Origin of the sequence: Agarivorans sp. DSG3-1, assembly GCF_046774965.1 — a bacterium.
Taxonomy (GTDB): Bacteria; Pseudomonadota; Gammaproteobacteria; order Enterobacterales; family Celerinatantimonadaceae; genus Agarivorans.
Window position 1 is genome coordinate 4,478,189 of sequence record NZ_CP177241.1, and the last position, 15,692, is coordinate 4,493,880.

General features: G+C 44.4%; 13 protein-coding genes. 4 read left to right on the forward strand and 9 right to left on the reverse strand.

Annotated elements, in window-relative coordinates; all coding sequences use genetic code 11:
* Positions 1–87: 87 nt before the first annotated feature.
* Both ACLD71_RS20810 and ACLD71_RS20815 read right to left on the reverse strand, forming a co-directional pair.
* Entirely contained in the window at positions 88–1,287 is a 1,200-nt protein-coding gene (locus ACLD71_RS20810) for an ABC transporter substrate-binding protein (protein ID WP_161985068.1), read from the reverse strand.
* Between the two features lie 320 nt (positions 1,288–1,607).
* Complete coding sequence (locus ACLD71_RS20815; RefSeq protein ID WP_137671641.1) at positions 1,608–2,072, reverse strand: hypothetical protein; 465 nt, start codon at positions 2,070–2,072, stop codon at positions 1,608–1,610.
* Between the two features lie 545 nt (positions 2,073–2,617).
* Between ACLD71_RS20815 and ACLD71_RS20820 the strand changes: the two genes are divergently transcribed.
* On the forward strand, positions 2,618–4,606 hold the full coding sequence (locus ACLD71_RS20820; protein WP_411991881.1) for a methyl-accepting chemotaxis protein: 1,989 nt from the start codon (positions 2,618–2,620) through the stop codon (positions 4,604–4,606).
* A gap of 220 nt (positions 4,607–4,826) precedes the next feature.
* Here ACLD71_RS20820 and ACLD71_RS20825 read toward each other — a convergent pair whose 3' ends face one another.
* From ACLD71_RS20825 to ACLD71_RS20855, 7 genes are all read right to left on the reverse strand, one after another.
* On the reverse strand, positions 4,827–5,225 hold the full coding sequence (locus ACLD71_RS20825; protein ID WP_411991883.1) for a GFA family protein: 399 nt from the start codon (positions 5,223–5,225) through the stop codon (positions 4,827–4,829).
* 53 nt (positions 5,226–5,278) lie between these two features.
* A complete protein-coding gene (locus tag ACLD71_RS20830) occupies positions 5,279–5,794 on the reverse strand; it encodes a transglutaminase-like domain-containing protein (protein WP_411991885.1) in 516 nt (171 codons plus the stop codon).
* A gap of 2 nt (positions 5,795–5,796) precedes the next feature.
* Entirely contained in the window at positions 5,797–6,192 is a 396-nt protein-coding gene (locus ACLD71_RS20835; protein WP_411991887.1) for a DUF3465 domain-containing protein, read from the reverse strand.
* Between the two features lie 251 nt (positions 6,193–6,443).
* A complete protein-coding gene (locus tag ACLD71_RS20840; protein ID WP_411991889.1) occupies positions 6,444–6,827 on the reverse strand; it encodes a GlcG/HbpS family heme-binding protein in 384 nt (127 codons plus the stop codon).
* Entirely contained in the window at positions 6,820–7,593 is a 774-nt protein-coding gene (locus tag ACLD71_RS20845; protein ID WP_411991891.1) for a DODA-type extradiol aromatic ring-opening family dioxygenase, read from the reverse strand. Before ACLD71_RS20845 ends, ACLD71_RS20840 begins: the two co-directional genes overlap by 8 nt.
* A complete protein-coding gene (locus ACLD71_RS20850; RefSeq protein WP_411991893.1) occupies positions 7,590–8,579 on the reverse strand; it encodes a glutathione S-transferase family protein in 990 nt (329 codons plus the stop codon). Before ACLD71_RS20850 ends, ACLD71_RS20845 begins: the two co-directional genes overlap by 4 nt.
* A 46-nt stretch (positions 8,580–8,625) precedes the next feature.
* Positions 8,626–9,045 carry a DoxX family protein gene (locus tag ACLD71_RS20855; RefSeq protein ID WP_411991895.1) on the reverse strand — a complete coding sequence of 140 codons (420 nt, stop codon included), beginning with the start codon at positions 9,043–9,045 and terminating at the stop codon, positions 8,626–8,628.
* A gap of 138 nt (positions 9,046–9,183) precedes the next feature.
* Here ACLD71_RS20855 and ACLD71_RS20860 point away from each other — a divergent pair, with 138 nt between their 5' ends.
* The 3 genes from ACLD71_RS20860 to ACLD71_RS20870 all read left to right on the forward strand — a co-directional run bounded on the left by ACLD71_RS20860 (position 9,184) and on the right by ACLD71_RS20870 (position 15,476).
* Positions 9,184–10,059, forward strand: coding sequence for a LysR family transcriptional regulator (locus tag ACLD71_RS20860; RefSeq protein WP_411991897.1), 876 nt, complete (start codon positions 9,184–9,186; stop codon positions 10,057–10,059).
* A gap of 68 nt (positions 10,060–10,127) precedes the next feature.
* Positions 10,128–11,393 (forward strand): L-methionine/branched-chain amino acid transporter, encoded by a 1,266-nt coding sequence (yjeH, locus tag ACLD71_RS20865; RefSeq protein WP_411991898.1) that lies wholly within the window; start codon positions 10,128–10,130, stop codon positions 11,391–11,393.
* Between the two features lie 870 nt (positions 11,394–12,263).
* Positions 12,264–15,476 carry a glycoside hydrolase family 48 protein gene (locus ACLD71_RS20870; protein WP_411991900.1) on the forward strand — a complete coding sequence of 1,071 codons (3,213 nt, stop codon included), beginning with the start codon at positions 12,264–12,266 and terminating at the stop codon, positions 15,474–15,476.
* The last annotated feature ends 216 nt before the right edge of the window (positions 15,477–15,692 follow it).

Sequence of the window (15,692 nt, forward strand, 5' to 3'; positions counted from 1 at the left end):
TAATCACATTATTGTCATTGCCAACATCTTTGTAAAGTTAGAACTATATTAAGTCCTTAGGCAGAAACCCAAACTAAAAGATAAAACTTAATCAGCGGAATCAAACACCTTACTGCGAATAGCTTCTATTTGTTGCATTGCTTGCTTAGCATCAATTCGCTGCTCCAAAAAATCAACCATCACTGCCATAGCTGGGCTGGCAAATTCTCTTGGGCTATCACGATCAAAAAACTGCGACACACCTTTGGCATTACGCAGCAACTGCTCGCCTTCTTTTATAAATTTGTCGCTACTAGCTGGCGCGTTGAGCAATGGATTAATTTTGCCTAGGTCTTGGTTAAGGGCAACTAAAGCTTGGCTTGAGACTAAGAAATCTAAAAATTGATAAGCCGCTACATTTCCTTCAGCTTGCTTATGAGCCACAATCACATCAATTGGGGCTTCCTCATAATAGTCTTGTCCCGCTTTGAGTGGCGGAAACGCCGCAAACGCTAAATCATTTGTTACCCGTTCTGGCACCGTAGCCACAAAGAAATTACCCATTAGTACTGACGCGGCTTTACCACGATACATCGCCGGAAGCGCTTGTTTCCAACGCAGCTGATCGCTACTAGGAATGAAACATTGAGCGGAGATGGCTTGCTGCCAAAAGCTAAAAACCTGTTCAACACGAGGATCGTAAAATGAGATTTCCCCGGCTAACAATTGCTGATGAAAAGCTAAGCCATTCAGGCGTAAATTAATATAATCAAACCACCCCGCTACCGGCCACGCATCTTTGGTTCCAATGCTCACCAAGTGCCTACCCTGTTTGGCTAACTCTTGGCAAGTGTTTAGCAGTTGCGGCCATGAGGTAAAGGTATCTGGATAGTGGCGAATCATCGAATGACGATAATAAAATCCCCACTGATAATAATTAATTGGCAAAGCAAAGTGGGCTTGATTCAGCTGAGATGCTTGCTCTGAAGATGCACTAAACTTTTCGCTCCACTCACCTTTTTGCCACCAAGAGCTAATATCAAGCAGATAGTCCTCTTCGGCGAGTTTACGTAAGCGCTCCCCACCAAACCAAAAGAACAAATCACCTTCGCCGTCGTTACTTTGCAAAATGCTTTCAATGTTTTTTTTGTAGTATTCGCTTTCGTAAACAAGGGTTCCCACTGCCACATCTGGGTAGTTCTCACTAAATTGCTCAATCAAGCGTTTATAGGCTTCACGCTGTTTGCCACTGCTAGGCATTAAAACCAAAGTAAGCGATTGCGATTGAGATAAAGCGAGTGTTTCCACTCCCAACTCTTCAGCAGCATCACTCGTCGTTGATATCAGTAGCCCGCAAATTACGCTCGCTACCAAACGAAAAGATTTAACCATATAAAACATAAGGTAGGTAGTCTCCAGTGCGAAGGCCTGCTTGGCGCTTAAGTGTGCGAATAAAATGAGTCGTACTCAGATAATTGAGTTTATAGGCAATTTCAGTAATCGTCCTTATTACCTTGTTAAACAATTAATCTAAGGCATGCTGAAAATAAGCATGCTAGCCTCTTCCTAAATACTGTGCTGTTAGCAAAGTGGGAGTATAAAAGAAGAGTAACTTTCTCATCAGCCAATCATTTGCAGTATTTACTAATGTTTTCTTCTATTTGCTGACGACAACTTTGGTTATAGCGAGTATCGATTTCTTTAATCAGATTGTTGTAGGCATCAAAGCTTTCTTCATAAGCCTCGAAGGCACTGTCGGCATTGCCTTTAAGGCCCTTATCAGCACAATTTTCATGCACGGCATACCATGCATCGGTTGCCATTTCAGCCTGACTTAATACCTTTGCTAGCGGCGCGTCATTAATCGTGTTCAATTGCTTAAGCTTACCGGTAAACAGGCTGCATACTTTTTCACGCGGCATGTCGTAATCCCAAGAACACGCTTCAACATATTGCTCACTCAAGGCTTTAATATCACCCCGTAAGCGCTCGTTTCCGCGAGAGGCATTGTCAAAACCAGCGTTATCACAGGAATTAGCCAAAGCCACACCAGATAGGCTTGAAACAATTAGAGCAGTGAGTATTTTTTTCATCTTCATCCTTAAAGCTGAAAGAGTATTAATGACAGCTTTCTTATCAATATTGCACATCATAACTAAGCCCTTTAATAAAAGCTAAACAACTTAGTAAGTTGAAATAAGCGAATGAGATCTATGAAGAAATCTACAATAGTTAAGCACTAATGGAGCACTAACACATAAATCAACTTGGTTTTTTGTGGTTTTAGCACTACCGAATAACTAACATCGCCATAACAAATAAATCGTCTAAAAATAGCGCTATTTTATTCTTATATACGAGCAATTATCTACGCCAAACAAAAACCATGCTAAGGCTTAATTACAGGGTGATTCACTCAGTTCACCATTGGTGTTAAATCTTATCGACTAGGTTTCACTTAATTTACAATTTTTTATCTGGTCAACCAATATCAGCTTATGGTATTTATATTAGCCAACGAATGAATCGTTAGGTTTATCCATAAAATCAATCAATTAGAAAGCAAGTAGCCAAACACTAAATGCTTACTATGGTTAATGATGTGATTGCAGGATAGCAATAAACAGGGAAGCCCAGAATGAAACTACAAGTTGTAACCAGAACGCTGCTCGGTTTTGGCGTGCTGTTAGCATTACTACTAGTGGTAGCCTTAATTGGCCAACTAAACATGCGACAACTGGAAACCCAGTTGGATAACACAGTCAGTCGATTAGCACCAATGGCTGAACAAGTTAATCAGCTCTCTGGGCTATTACTTAACTCTGCACGTAAAGTCGGCTTACACAGTAGCAGTCAACATGCCGAACAGTCACAGCAGCTAGAACAAGAGGTATCAAGCTTGTTTAGTAGTTACAGTCAGCGAATGAGTTCCCTGTCTCAGCTGGCTAAACCTTACCCAGCAATTCTTGATGGTTTACGTTCACTAGATCAAGATGTGAGCAACATTAAAACCACCAGCCTGGCCCAGTTAACCTTAGGTAATGAAGCACTCCAAGCCCAACAAACGCTAACCAACCAACGTCAAAACTTCACCAACAAATGGAAGAACTTTCCAGGCGATATGGAGTTTATGATTGAAATGGTGGAAGAAAATGCCGAGTGGGTAGTGACCGGCATGCAAGCAGATATAGGCGCGTTCTCTGCTTCATTAGAAAAACTGTTTTACGCTCAAAACGAAGCTCAATTTAACTCATTATTCAGCGTAATAAACAGTTACAACTCGTCACTGCAAGAGAAGCAGCAACAGCTCATCAAGCTCGACCCTAGCAGCGCAGAGGAGTTAAGTAGCTACTTTGAACTGCTTACTCAAGCATTTGCTAGTAATGGTTTATTTGATCATTTAAAGAACCAGCAACTCATTCTTACCCGTCAAAATCAACACTTAGTTCAGCTCAATCAACAAACCGACACGGTATTGTTGCAGCTAGATGATCTATCAAACCAACTCAGTGAGATTATTACCTCCGCTCACCAAACGGCTCAGCAAAGCGCTAGCTCGGCGCTAATCCAAACATTGGCGGTATTGCTGTTTTCAGTGTTAGTGACTGTATTAGTCGCCTGGAGTGTAAGCCGCCATATTCGAATTCCTTTAGGCCACACCCTTAGCCAAATAAAACGCATGGTAGATGGCGACTTTAGCGCTTACCAAGGGAAACAGTCTAAAGATGAATTTGGTCAGATTGCCACGCAACTGGTTCATTTAAGTGAGCAAATGAATCACGTGGTTAGCCAAATGAATAACAACGCTAAACAGCTTGCGGCAAGTGCAGAAAGCGGCTTAGCAACCAGCCAACACTCTCACAAAGTAATTCAAGAACAACAAGACCAAAGCCAATTGGTGGCCGTAGCAGTAAGCCAAATGGAAGTAGGCGTAAACGAAGTATCTGAACAGGCACAACAAAGCCGAGACGATATTGGCCAAGTGAATCAACTTACCGGTCAAAGCCATCAAGCGGCTCAATCGACCCTAGCCACCACTAACCAATTACAAACTACGGTGGTGGAAGCCAGCCAGCAAGTTAGCGAGCTTAAACAACAAAGTGACGACATTAATCGCATCGTAGATGTTATCCAAGGCATTGCCGAGCAAACTAACTTACTAGCCTTAAATGCAGCCATTGAAGCTGCTCGTGCTGGAGAGCAAGGCCGAGGCTTTGCCGTGGTGGCCGATGAAGTGCGCGGCTTAGCCACCCGAAGCCGCGAAGCAACCCAAGAAATTCTTAGCATGATTGAGCAACTACAAGGTCGAGCACAACAGGCTATGGACATGATGGTACAGGGTGAAACCATGGTGGGCAGCTGTATTGAAGAAGCCGAGCAAAGTTCGCAACAGCTAGAACAAGTCGCCCAGCTGTTAAGTACCGTTCAAGAACGCAGTGAGGCAATTGCCAACAACGCCCAAGATAAACACACCGTGGCCTTGCAAGTGGCGAATAATGTGGAAAAAATTGTTGAGCTTAGTGAATTGGCCAACCGCGATGCCAATCAAACCCAGCAAGTCAGTGAGTCATTACAACAGCAATCGCAGCAGCAACTTGGCGAACTGTCGCATTTTAAACTGAGTTAGCTATACATCACTAACTCAGTAAACCACCGGCAAAAAAAAGTGGCCAATACTAATGTGGCCACTTATTTCTTCCCCTTAAACCAATGCTCTTACCCAACCAGCGATACAAAGCTTGTGCATTTAAAAGAGTGTTAACTTCCTTAAACACCTTTCGTTTAAAGGCACATAGCGGTCAAAACGCAGCTCCAACACTCGCTAACCAAGGGTGAGCAGAATCCGTTTAACGGCCTTCTTGCCATTCTGAGTAGGCATTAATCTGAGAACCATATTCTAACCATAGTACTTCATGATTTTTCCAAATATGAAACTCTGGTTTAGTGAGAGGATCTTGGTCAAGTGTTGCCACTCTTAGTATTAGCATGGGTTTACCCGCTCTTTCTGCCACTAATTGAGAGCCACACTGTGAGCAAAAGTGACGAAACTTACCCGGCGAAGACTCATAGGCACTAAGCTTGCCCTCGCCTTTTAGCCAACAAAAATGATCACGATGAACCGCCGCGGTACTGGTAAAGGCAGCCGCATGAGCTTTTCTGCAACTTAAACATGAACAATGTGCAATGGCAGAATCAAGCTGAGCAACCGAGTATTCTATCGCTCCACATAAACAGCTTCCTTTCATCTTAATCCCTTATTTCTTATCCCTTGTTATAGATCAGCACTTGCGGTGTATATTCAAATACCGCTAAGCAACGTGCTATCGCTAAAGCCTGTCATATCGCTAAAGCCTGTCATATCGCTATAGCGGGTATGATAAGCAATATCATGCTTTTCGAACCAACGGTATGATTTAAGCTTATGATTACGCGAGGTGACTAACAATAGTTGCTCAAATGAAAAAGGGCCTTTTAGCCTGCCATTATCAATACAAAAATACCCATCATTTTGCTGATACACACATACAAAATGGCCAGCATTGGATTTGCACCCCCACTCTCCCCAAGAGACAAACAATAACCTTGCGCAAGCAATATTCGATAACTCCAAGCCATGTAATGCAAATGCTGCTAGGTCATAACAAAAGCCATACCCGTCTTCAAAGGTTTGTTGCGGAGTTTTCCACCAGCAACCATGAGATGTAGATAATACACGTTGCTGCTTTGAGGCGTAGCCAATATGCTTTCTCATAAATTCACTAAGAGCTTCGGCAGAGGCAAAGCTACTGCAGACTACATCAACGTTTAAGTTCATAATTACTGGTAAGTTTTACCACCATGCTTTAACCAACCATGCTCATGGTTATTTCTTGGGTCTTTATGTGTCCAATGCATAACGCCGCCCTGATGGTTCCACTCATATTCACCATAAAACGCTACCGTATCACCCTCTTTTAAATAAGGGATACGCGGCGCTAAATCAATATTGTGTGCCACCAGTAGGGTTTGGCCGCTGGCTAAACGCAAAATAAACTTCTGATGCCTAGAGCCTTTATTATCATCGGGAAGTATCCGCTCAACAACGCCAGAGCCTTGCAATTGGATGTCGCTTTGTTGGTAATCATAGGCTTGTTGTAACGCGCTATCATTAGCCCAATTAGCGGGCGAACACAAACTAAGCGCCAGTGATAAAAACAGAATAAGCCCTTTCATTTTTCACATCCTTTTGTAACAGGCAATAAGCCACTTTCTATGAATAGCCAATGCAATACTGAACGAGCATGTTAAGGCTATTGCCAATAGAAGCTATTATTTAAACCATCAATAGATTACCTAAAAGCCAAATAAAAATCTCTAGGAGTAAACGGCATCTAACAGCGCTTTGCTTTTTTTAACATAGCCCTCGCATTACATAGCGGTTTAAGAGGAATATTTTGAGATAGCGTTAGTCGCGACCCATTCATCTAGATCAGACGATGCGCCAGAAATACCGATTGCCCCATCACTTGCTGTTGCTCAACAATAAGCACGCCGCCTGGTAAAGGAATAAACTCACCGCCCGTTGCCCCGTTAATAGTTGCAGCAAACATTTCTGGCAGTACCTCTGATTTAACCAATTGATAAAACTGCCGAGTATTAAATCCCATGCCTAATGCTGCGTGAGCTTTGCCTAAGGCAATTTGATAGCGCTGAGTCCCTACACCGTCTTCACTAACCATGGCTTTTAGGTGTGCACCACTATCCAGAACAACAATCGACAAAGGCGGTAATGCCTTGCCTCTCGCTAACGCTAGAGACTCTGTGATTAGGCTACGGGCTTGGCGTAAAGTAATACCGCGATTATTCATTAAGTTCCCCCCAAAGCCAGCTAGAGTTATTGCCGTTTTTTAGCTCCCAAGAATCGTGTATTAACTTAGCAGGCTGTGCTCCTGCTGCGCCTAAAGCAACAAACAGCGGCCTTAGATGTTCATCTCGCGGATGTGATTGTTGAGCGCCAGGCGCCAGCTGACGATAATTAAGCAAGGCTTGAATATTACACTGTTCCACTGTGTGCTGAAGCCATTCTACAAATGCCAGTGCCCAGCTATTGGGCTCACCTTGGTAAGCCAGCGCTGCCAAGTTATGCGTAGCCATGCCAGAGGTGACCAACATGATGCCCTGAGCCCGTAAACCAGCCAGTTGTTCACCCACTGCATATAGCTCCGCCAAGCTTGCGTCACGAGGCAAACTAAGCCCAACCACTGGCACATTTTGCTTGGGGTACATCAAGTGCAGTAGTGACCACGCGCCATGATCTAAGCCCCGCTTGGTTCCCGCAACGTGTGGCAAACTCCGTTTAAGTGTTTGGTGCAACCATTCAGGGCTGTCAGCCAAATACTTAATTTGGTTTAACGCATTAGGAAAGCCCCAAAAGTCGTAAATCGTTTCTAGCTGCGCTTGCTGAGTAAAATGCAAACCGGTAGTTTCCCAATGGGGAGACACTACAACAATCGCTTTTGGGGTAGCTATTCGCCCCGCTAAGCTTTTTAAAAAGGTATTCGCAGGGCTACTCTCCAGCACTCGCATTGGCGAACCATGAGATAAAAACAGTACCGGCGCTAAGGTGTTGTTCATAAAGTCACCTTATTAGCGGGCAAGAAGGCTAGCTTCGGCCCTATCGGCACTATACCGCTAGGATTTAAGGCTTTAACTGAATAGTAACCTTGCTTGATGTGCTCAATATTTACCGTTTCCGACACGCCTTGAAGCTCATAAATACGCTGCAAGTAGTCACTCAATAATGGGTAATCCTGCAATTGCTTAAGGTTACACTTAAATGCGCCTACATAAGCGGCGTCAAAACGTACCAAGGTAACAAACAGCCTTACATCAACTTCGCTCAACTCGTTGCCTAACAAGTAATCGCGGCCATCACTTAAGCGTTGTTCTAGTGTTTCTATGCCCGCAAACAGCCTACTCACTGCCTCTTTATATGCGGTTTGGCTTTGGGCAAACCCCGCTTGATATACTGCATTGTTAATATGCTCGTATAACCATGGATTAAGTTGATTAATATCTGCCAACCAATGCAGGGGACGCAGGTTAACACTGGCATCTCCCCATTGGTCAAACGCACTGTTTAGCATTTCGATAATGTCTGCCGATTCATTATTTACAATGGTGTCGGTGAATTTGTCCCACAACACTGGCACAGTGGCTCTACCAGAGACCTTAGGATCCGCATGCGTATAAAGCTGATGAATAAACTGCTTGTGGTGTAAATGGTCTTCACTCGCGCCCTTTAGCCCCGTAAGCCCTTTGCCAGCAAAACTCCAGCCTTGCTCAGTAATGCGCGGGTCAACAATGCTAATACTAATCACCGACTCCAGTTTTTTGAGCTTTCTCACCATTAAGGCTCGGCTGGCCCAAGGGCATATTAAGGCCACATAAAGATGATAGCGATTCGGTTCAGCTTTAAAGCCTGCCCGCCCGGTTCTACCTGCGCTTCCATCTTTGGTAACCCAATGTCTAAAACTGGATGCTTGGCGAATAAAGTCGCCGTTTTCATTGGTTTTTTGATAAGGGTCCCAGGCCGCTTGCCACTCGCCATTCATTAACATATTAGTTCCTTAGTTGTGGTCTTTACGATTGAATCGGTGAGTCGCGCTAAGCACTGGCGGCGTTGTTATGTAGGGCTTTAGGTTTTAAGGCATAAGCACCATCGCCTAGCAGTATTTGCGCAAATGAAGCCATCATGAGGAATAGCGGATACTCCCAGCCGCCACCTTGGTTTGAAAACGACCAACCATTGCCAGCATGAGCAAAAAACAAAGCACCTAATAACACTGGCAGTAACCCTGCTGTAACCACACGAGTTTTTACGCCCAGCAATAGCGCTGTGCCGCCCAGCAACTCAGCAGCAATGGTTAAATAAGCAAGCGCACCCGGTAAACCTAATGAGCTAAAAAACTGGGCTGTGCCCGCAGGAGTAAACACCGCAATCTTTAACCATGCGTGAGATAAAAACATCACCGCTAAACTGATGCGTAATAAAGTGCCAGCGTATAAGGCTTGTTTGTTATCCATTGTTACTCTCCTAGTGACTTTGATTAAGGCCAAACCAAGTGGCTGGCGTAAAGAAAGTATCGTCCCGCTTTCACTCGTAAACAATAGCCATCACAATCGACACATTGTTTACTATTTGTATACAGTTAAGGCGAACGAATGAATCACTTAGCGTTATTTTCTAGTTTTGTTGCGGTGGTAGAACACGGCAGTTTTACTCAAGCCGCACAACACTTAGGCAAAACCAAAGCGATGGTCAGTCGGCAAGTTAGCCAACTAGAAGCGCAGCTCAATAGTCGCTTAATTAGCCGAACCACTCGTGCCTTGTCGATTACCGAATCGGGTAAAGAGGTCTATCAACGGGCTAGAGCTATTCTTGAGCAAGTGGACGATTTGAGCCAATACAGCCAACAACAAAATGAGCAATTGTCGGGACGGTTACGCTTAAGTGCGCCGCAAACTTTTGGCGAGCTAAACCTAATGAAAATACTGCCCAGCTTTATGCAAAAGCACCCTCAGCTAAAAGTAGAGTTGGTGCTAAATGACCGCTATGTAGACATTGTTGAAGAAGGCTTCGACCTCGCCATACGTATTGGCCAATTAGACGATTCAAATTTGATTGCGCGAAAGATTGCCAGCTACCAACAAATACTCGTCGCCAGCCCTAAATTTGTAACCAAGCACCAAGTGACTCACTTCGAGCAGCTATCTACCCTTGCCTGCATCGTAGACAGCAACCGCCGAGGTGGGAATAAATGGCAGTTTACCCGCCAAGGTTCAATACACAGTGTAAAAGTGAATCCGCAACTCAATGTAAACAGTGCCTTAGCAGCAGCTGTTGCAGCCGAGCAAGGTTTAGGTATTTGCCTGTCACCGGCATTTGCCGTACAACAGCAACTCACCAACGGCAGCTTAGTGAGCCTGTTTGATGACTACCTCAACGACGGCATTGGTGTGTATGCTATTTACCCACATCGCCAATATCTCACCAAAAAAGTGAGCGCTTTTATTAACCATTTACAGCAGCACTTCTAAAGCATGGTTATTAACAAAGTACTTTGTTAAATTAGCATTCTGCAAGATACAGTGATTAAGGATTAATCTTGGCTCAAGGGCGTTTATCGGTAATTCAAGGAGCCAGCTTATTAGTCTCGGCACTGCTTGGCTCTAGTGTACTCATTATCCCTGCCCTCGCCGCCGATCAATCGGGAGCGTACTCTTTATTAGCGTGGGTAATCATGATTATTGCCATGTTGCCGGTAGTATTTACCTTTGCTGCATTAGGCAAACGCTACCCACACGAAAGCGGCACCGCCTATTACGTTAAACAAGCTTTTGGCGAAGACGCTGCCAAGGCGATTGGCTGGGTCTATTTGTCCATCGCCCCCATCGGCCCTCCGGTAGTATTTATTGCCGGCGCCAGCTACTTTGGACAAGTGTTTGGAGGGCTTGGCCTGCCCTTAATCTACTTAGAACTCGCCATGCTAGCGCTAGTTTTTTTTATGAACCTAGCCCGTATAGAAACCTCTGCTAAAGTACAGTCTTTGCTAAGCCTTGCCTTAATTGGCACCATTTTGTTTATTTGTTTTAAGGTGATGAGCACTCAGCCTTTCCCACGCGAACAATTTACGCATGCTGGTTTTTCTTTACACTCGCTGGGCCAGTCAATGGCACTAATGTTTTGGTGTTTTGTTGGCATAGAAGCCATTTGCCATGTGGCCAAGCAGTTCAGTAACCCCGAACGTGATTTTGCTAAGTCGGTATTGCTGGGCGTAGGCAGTGCGGCATTTGTGTATGTGCTGGTTAGTTATGCGGTAGTCGTTATGCATGCCTATGGCAGCGAGCAACAAAACCTGCTTTCTATTACCCATATCGCCGCTTTATCTAGTGGAAAATGGGCGGCAAGTTTAGTGGCTGCGGTAGGATTTTTCGGCTGCTTTTGTGCGGTCAACCTCTATGTCATCAGCTTTGCTAATATGCTTTACAGCACGGCTGAGGAAAAAGGCAATCAACACCCTTTAAGAATATGCAGCGCCAACGGCTCACCAATTGTCGCTACTTGTATTGTAACTGCGTCAATTGCCTTAGTGTTGATTGCTCGAGATTATTGGGATTTCTCTTTCGCCTATTTGTTGGAATACGCCAATGGCTTATTCGTAGTGATTTATTTGGCCGCTGCCTTAGCGGGTGTAAAATTGCTAAAAGGAGCAATGCGTTACGCGGCAGGCTTTTCAGCACTATTCTGTGGCCTTATATTATTGGTTATAGGCAGCAGCGGCTTGCTATGTTTAGCTGTATTCGCAGCGGCATTTTTCGCTTTTAAATTGCGAAAACTAGCCTGGTTAAATAACCGAGCCTTACCTAAATAAGCTTCATATATTGGTTTCGCCGTAAACACTACCCTAAACTAAGCCAATTCAACACTGCACTACTTTATTTACTTCAATCTACCCAAGTTCATTTGGCCCATCGCCTAAGCAAAATAGGCCCCACCGATGTCGCCAATTTAAGACAGCACTATCGCCTTAAAAACAGATAACTCACTAAAATCGTTTACAGCCCAGTCTATTCCTAGCTAGGTACAAACATTTAGCCTGTCTCAATAAGGAGACAGCTTATTTGACAAAAATGCATAAATAACATTTAATAGCTACACTTACATTAACGGTTTATTCGCTTTTTTAGCGCGAAATGTTCACATAGAGGAACACTTAAACACCTATCGAAATGATCATAAATAGTTAATTTTATTAAAATAAATGTTAAGAAAAGCTACTTTCAAGTCATAAGTTAATATTTATAAAAGCAGTAATTATTGTATAAAGCTGCTAAATAATTGATATTCTCGCCAACACTCAACCCGATCAAAATCACATATTTATGCAATCTCGCATGAAACCACAAGCTAAATCCGTTCTATTTTTAATCATTCACTGTTTTAGATCACACCTAAAGATTTGGTAACAAAATCAACTATAGATATTTTTGTTATTTAATTTAAACCTTTAGCCGCGGGTTTATCGTGCAATCAGTTGGTTAGGTGTTTACTCCCCTGTGAAAAAAGTAACACGCCCAAGCTAACCAAAGGATTGGCGATGAACTCTGCTTTACCGAGCTGTATACATAATTGTTGCAAAGTGAAGCGGCTATAAAGCCCCACACAGCAACAGTGACCAATGTGTTCTAAAGGTGACAGCGACGCCCTTGCAAAGGGCTTCTTTTTTAAAATGGAGTTTACAATGCAATTTGCTAAACGTTTGGGTTTGAACCATCAGCATGGTTTAAATCAAGCTACAGGATTAATACAACGCTCTAAACTAACCACTGCAATTCTTAGCGCACTGATTGGTGTTAGCTTTTCTGGTATTGCTAACGCCTCAGTGTATGAGGATCGCTTTGCCGAGATTCGTGATGAGATTTATGCCCCTGAAAACGGCTATTTAAGTGCTGATGGAGGCCCTTATCACTCTGTTGAAACGTTTATTATTGAAGCACCTGATCATGGGCACGAGTCAACTTCAGAAGCCTACTCTTACATACTGTGGTTAGAAGCCGTTCACGGTAAAATTACCGGTGACTGGGAGCCTCTAATTAAAGCCTGGGATCTTATCGAAGAACAAATTATCCCTACGTCTGAAATGCAACCTACTGCAGATAAGTATGCCAACGGTAAAGCGACTTATGTTCCAGAAGGGCCATTGCCGTCAAGCTATCCACTACCACTTACTAATGGCGCAGCGGTTGGTGAAGATCCTATTAGTGCTGGTTTAGCCTCTACTTACGGTACTTGGGATGTATATGGTATGCACTGGTTGTTAGACATGGATAATGTTTATCAATACGGTAATTTAGGCGACGGAACCTCAACGCCTTCATACATCAATACCTTCCAACGTGGTGAGCAAGAGTCTGTATGGGAAACTGTTCCTCACCCATCGTGGGAAGACTTTAGCTGGGGCGGAGAATACGGCTTCTTAGATTTATTTGTTGCCGAGTCTCAAGCACCTGCTAAACAATGGCGTTACACCAACGCTCCTGATGCCGATGCTCGTGCTGTACAAGTAATGTACTGGGCACTGCAATGGATGAAAGAACGTGGCCAAGATCCTGAAGTAGTTGCGCCTGGCTTAATGGCCAAAGCGGCTAAAATGGGTGATTACCTTCGCTTAGCCATGTTTGATAAGTACTTCAAAAAAATTGGTTCTCAAGACGAACAAGGTAGTGCTGGCCAGGGTTATGACTCTGCTCACTACTTAATGTCTTGGTACTACTCTTGGGGCGGCCCAATCGATACCTCAGCCAACTGGGCTTGGCGAATTGGTTCAAGCCACATTCATTTTGCTTACCAAAACCCAATGGCCGCTTACGCGCTATCTCAAATTGCTGAACTGCAGCCGAAAGCGCCTAACTCTGTGCAAGATTGGGACACCGGCTTAGAACGCTCTCTAGAATTCTTCCAGTGGACACAATCAGCCGAGGGTGCATTCTCTGGCGGTGCAACCAACAGCTGGAATGGCAAGTACGACACATACCCAGCCGATCGCGCTAACAATACCTTCTACGGTATGGCATACGATGAAAACCCAGTATATGAAGACCCAGGTTCAGGTACTTGGTTTGGCTGGCAAACATGGGGTGTTGAGCGAGTCGCTGAGTACTACTTCATTACGGGTGAGAAACGCGCCAAAGACATTCTAGACAAATGGGTAGCTTGGGTACTAAACGCTACACCAGAAAAAGGCCTGCCAGTTCTAGACTTTAGTGATAACGATGTAAAACTGGCCGCTACACTGGCCTTCTCTGGTATACCAGAAAAATGGGATCCAGCTAATCCTAAAGCTAATAACGACTTACATGTAGAAGTTATTGATCACGGACAAGACGTTGGAGTTGCCCACAACTTAGCTAAAACTCTGATGTACTACGCTGCAGCAGAAGAAAAACACCAAGGTGATGTTCACCAGGGAGCTAAAGATGCGGCTCAGATGATCTTGGACCGTTTTTGGGCTAACCACCGCACTGATAAAGGCGTTTCGGCACCTGAAACTCGTGGTGACTACCCTGAGCGTATTAACGAGCCAGTATTCTTCCCTGCGGGTTGGACTGGTAAGAATGCAGTAGGCGCAGACTTAAACGCTGATACAACGTTCTCAAGCATGCGTCCATTCTATGATAGTTCGGATCCTGGTTATCAAGAGCTACAAAACGCCATGGCCGAAGGTCGCGATCCAACTTATACCTACCACCGTTACTGGGCGCAGGTAGATGTTGCAACAGCAAACGCCTTGTATTCTGATTTGTTCCCTGAGGCTGATTGTGCCGATGGTTGCGCACCAACAGCTAAAGATATAGCGGTTAAAACCTCAGTAGGTACGCCTGCTAGCATTACCTTAGAAGGCAGTGACAGCAACGGCACTATTGAAGCTTACAGCTATACTCAGCCAGCGAATGGCACAGTAAGTGGCAACGGTAAACAAGTCACTTACACGCCACAAAGTGGTTTTGTAGGGGGAGATAGCTTTACCTATACAGTAAGCGATGATGAGCAACTTAGCTCTGCACCAGCTACGGTGACGATTAGCGTTGAAGATCTTAACAGCAACGTTCCACCAGAAGCCTGTTTTACCGCTACTCCAAGCAGCGCAATGGTAGGTGACATCATCAACTTCGAAGCAAGCTGCTCAAGTGATGCTAATGACGATACCTTAACTTACAGCTGGGCCTTTGGCGACGACAGCAACGGCAGTGGTGCGTCAATTAAGCATAGCTATACAATGGCGGGTACTTACGATGCGATGTTAACGGTAAATGACGGTAAAGGTGGTGTAGATAGCACCAACGTGACCATTACCATTGAAGAGCCTGCCGGTAACTTACCACCAGAAGCTTGCTTTAGCGCTACACCAAGCAGTGCCAACATTGGTGACGCTATCAGCTTCAACGCAAGCTGTTCAAGCGATGCTGATAACGACACGCTAAGCTACAGCTGGGCCTTTGGTGATAACAGCAAGGGCACTGGTGCTTCTGCTCAACATAGCTACACCCAAGCGGGTCGCTATAATGCGGTATTAACCGTAGACGACGGCCAAGGTGGTGTAGATACCGCGAGCAAAACCATTACTATTGCTGATGCGCCAGTATCAAGTGCAAGCTGTAAGTACGAAGTTCAAAACCATTGGAACGCTGGTTTTGTGGCTAAAGTAACCATTACCAACAACGGCAACGAAGTGATTGATGGTTGGGATGTAAGCTGGAACTACGCTGATGGCTCAGAAATGAGCAACGGTTGGAATGCTAACTTTAGTGGTAGCAACCCATACTCAGCCAGCTCACTAAATTGGAATTCAAAAATCCAACCGGGTCAATCGGTAACCTTTGGCCTGCAAGGTAATAAAGCTGTATTTAACGGTCCTGCTCCTGTAGCAACCGTAACCGGTGCAGTGTGTAACTAGATCCACCGTTCGTTTTATAATCCGTAAGTAAAGGAGGCCTCGCGCCTCCTTTTTTGTATTTAATCTCCGCTAATCACGTTTAGCTGCCTAAGCAAGTTCTCATTTTCTGAGACATTTGCCTGAAATATCCCCGCTAAATTTCTTACCGTTCTTTTAGTTTGTGCTTCGCTCACAGTTCTAATTTTTATTGTGTAAATACAAAATAAAAATAAAAAA

Bases quoted from the DNA above. Each gene is read 5' to 3' on its own strand.
- ACLD71_RS20815 (WP_137671641.1), bottom strand. From the start codon at position 2,072: ATGAAAAAAATACTCACTGCTCTAATTGTTTCAAGCCTATCTGGTGTG.
- ACLD71_RS20820 (WP_411991881.1), top strand. From the start codon at position 2,618: ATGAAACTACAAGTTGTAACCAGAACGCTGCTCGGTTTTGGCGTGCTG.
- ACLD71_RS20825 (WP_411991883.1), bottom strand. From the start codon at position 5,225: ATGAAAGGAAGCTGTTTATGTGGAGCGATAGAATACTCGGTTGCTCAG.
- ACLD71_RS20830 (WP_411991885.1), bottom strand. From the start codon at position 5,794: ATGAACTTAAACGTTGATGTAGTCTGCAGTAGCTTTGCCTCTGCCGAA.
- ACLD71_RS20835 (WP_411991887.1), bottom strand. From the start codon at position 6,192: ATGAAAGGGCTTATTCTGTTTTTATCACTGGCGCTTAGTTTGTGTTCG.
- ACLD71_RS20840 (WP_411991889.1), bottom strand. From the start codon at position 6,827: ATGAATAATCGCGGTATTACTTTACGCCAAGCCCGTAGCCTAATCACA.
- ACLD71_RS20845 (WP_411991891.1), bottom strand. From the start codon at position 7,593: ATGAACAACACCTTAGCGCCGGTACTGTTTTTATCTCATGGTTCGCCA.
- ACLD71_RS20850 (WP_411991893.1), bottom strand. From the start codon at position 8,579: ATGTTAATGAATGGCGAGTGGCAAGCGGCCTGGGACCCTTATCAAAAA.
- ACLD71_RS20855 (WP_411991895.1), bottom strand. From the start codon at position 9,045: ATGGATAACAAACAAGCCTTATACGCTGGCACTTTATTACGCATCAGT.
- ACLD71_RS20860 (WP_411991897.1), top strand. From the start codon at position 9,184: ATGAATCACTTAGCGTTATTTTCTAGTTTTGTTGCGGTGGTAGAACAC.
- ACLD71_RS20870 (WP_411991900.1), top strand. From the start codon at position 12,264: ATGCAATTTGCTAAACGTTTGGGTTTGAACCATCAGCATGGTTTAAAT.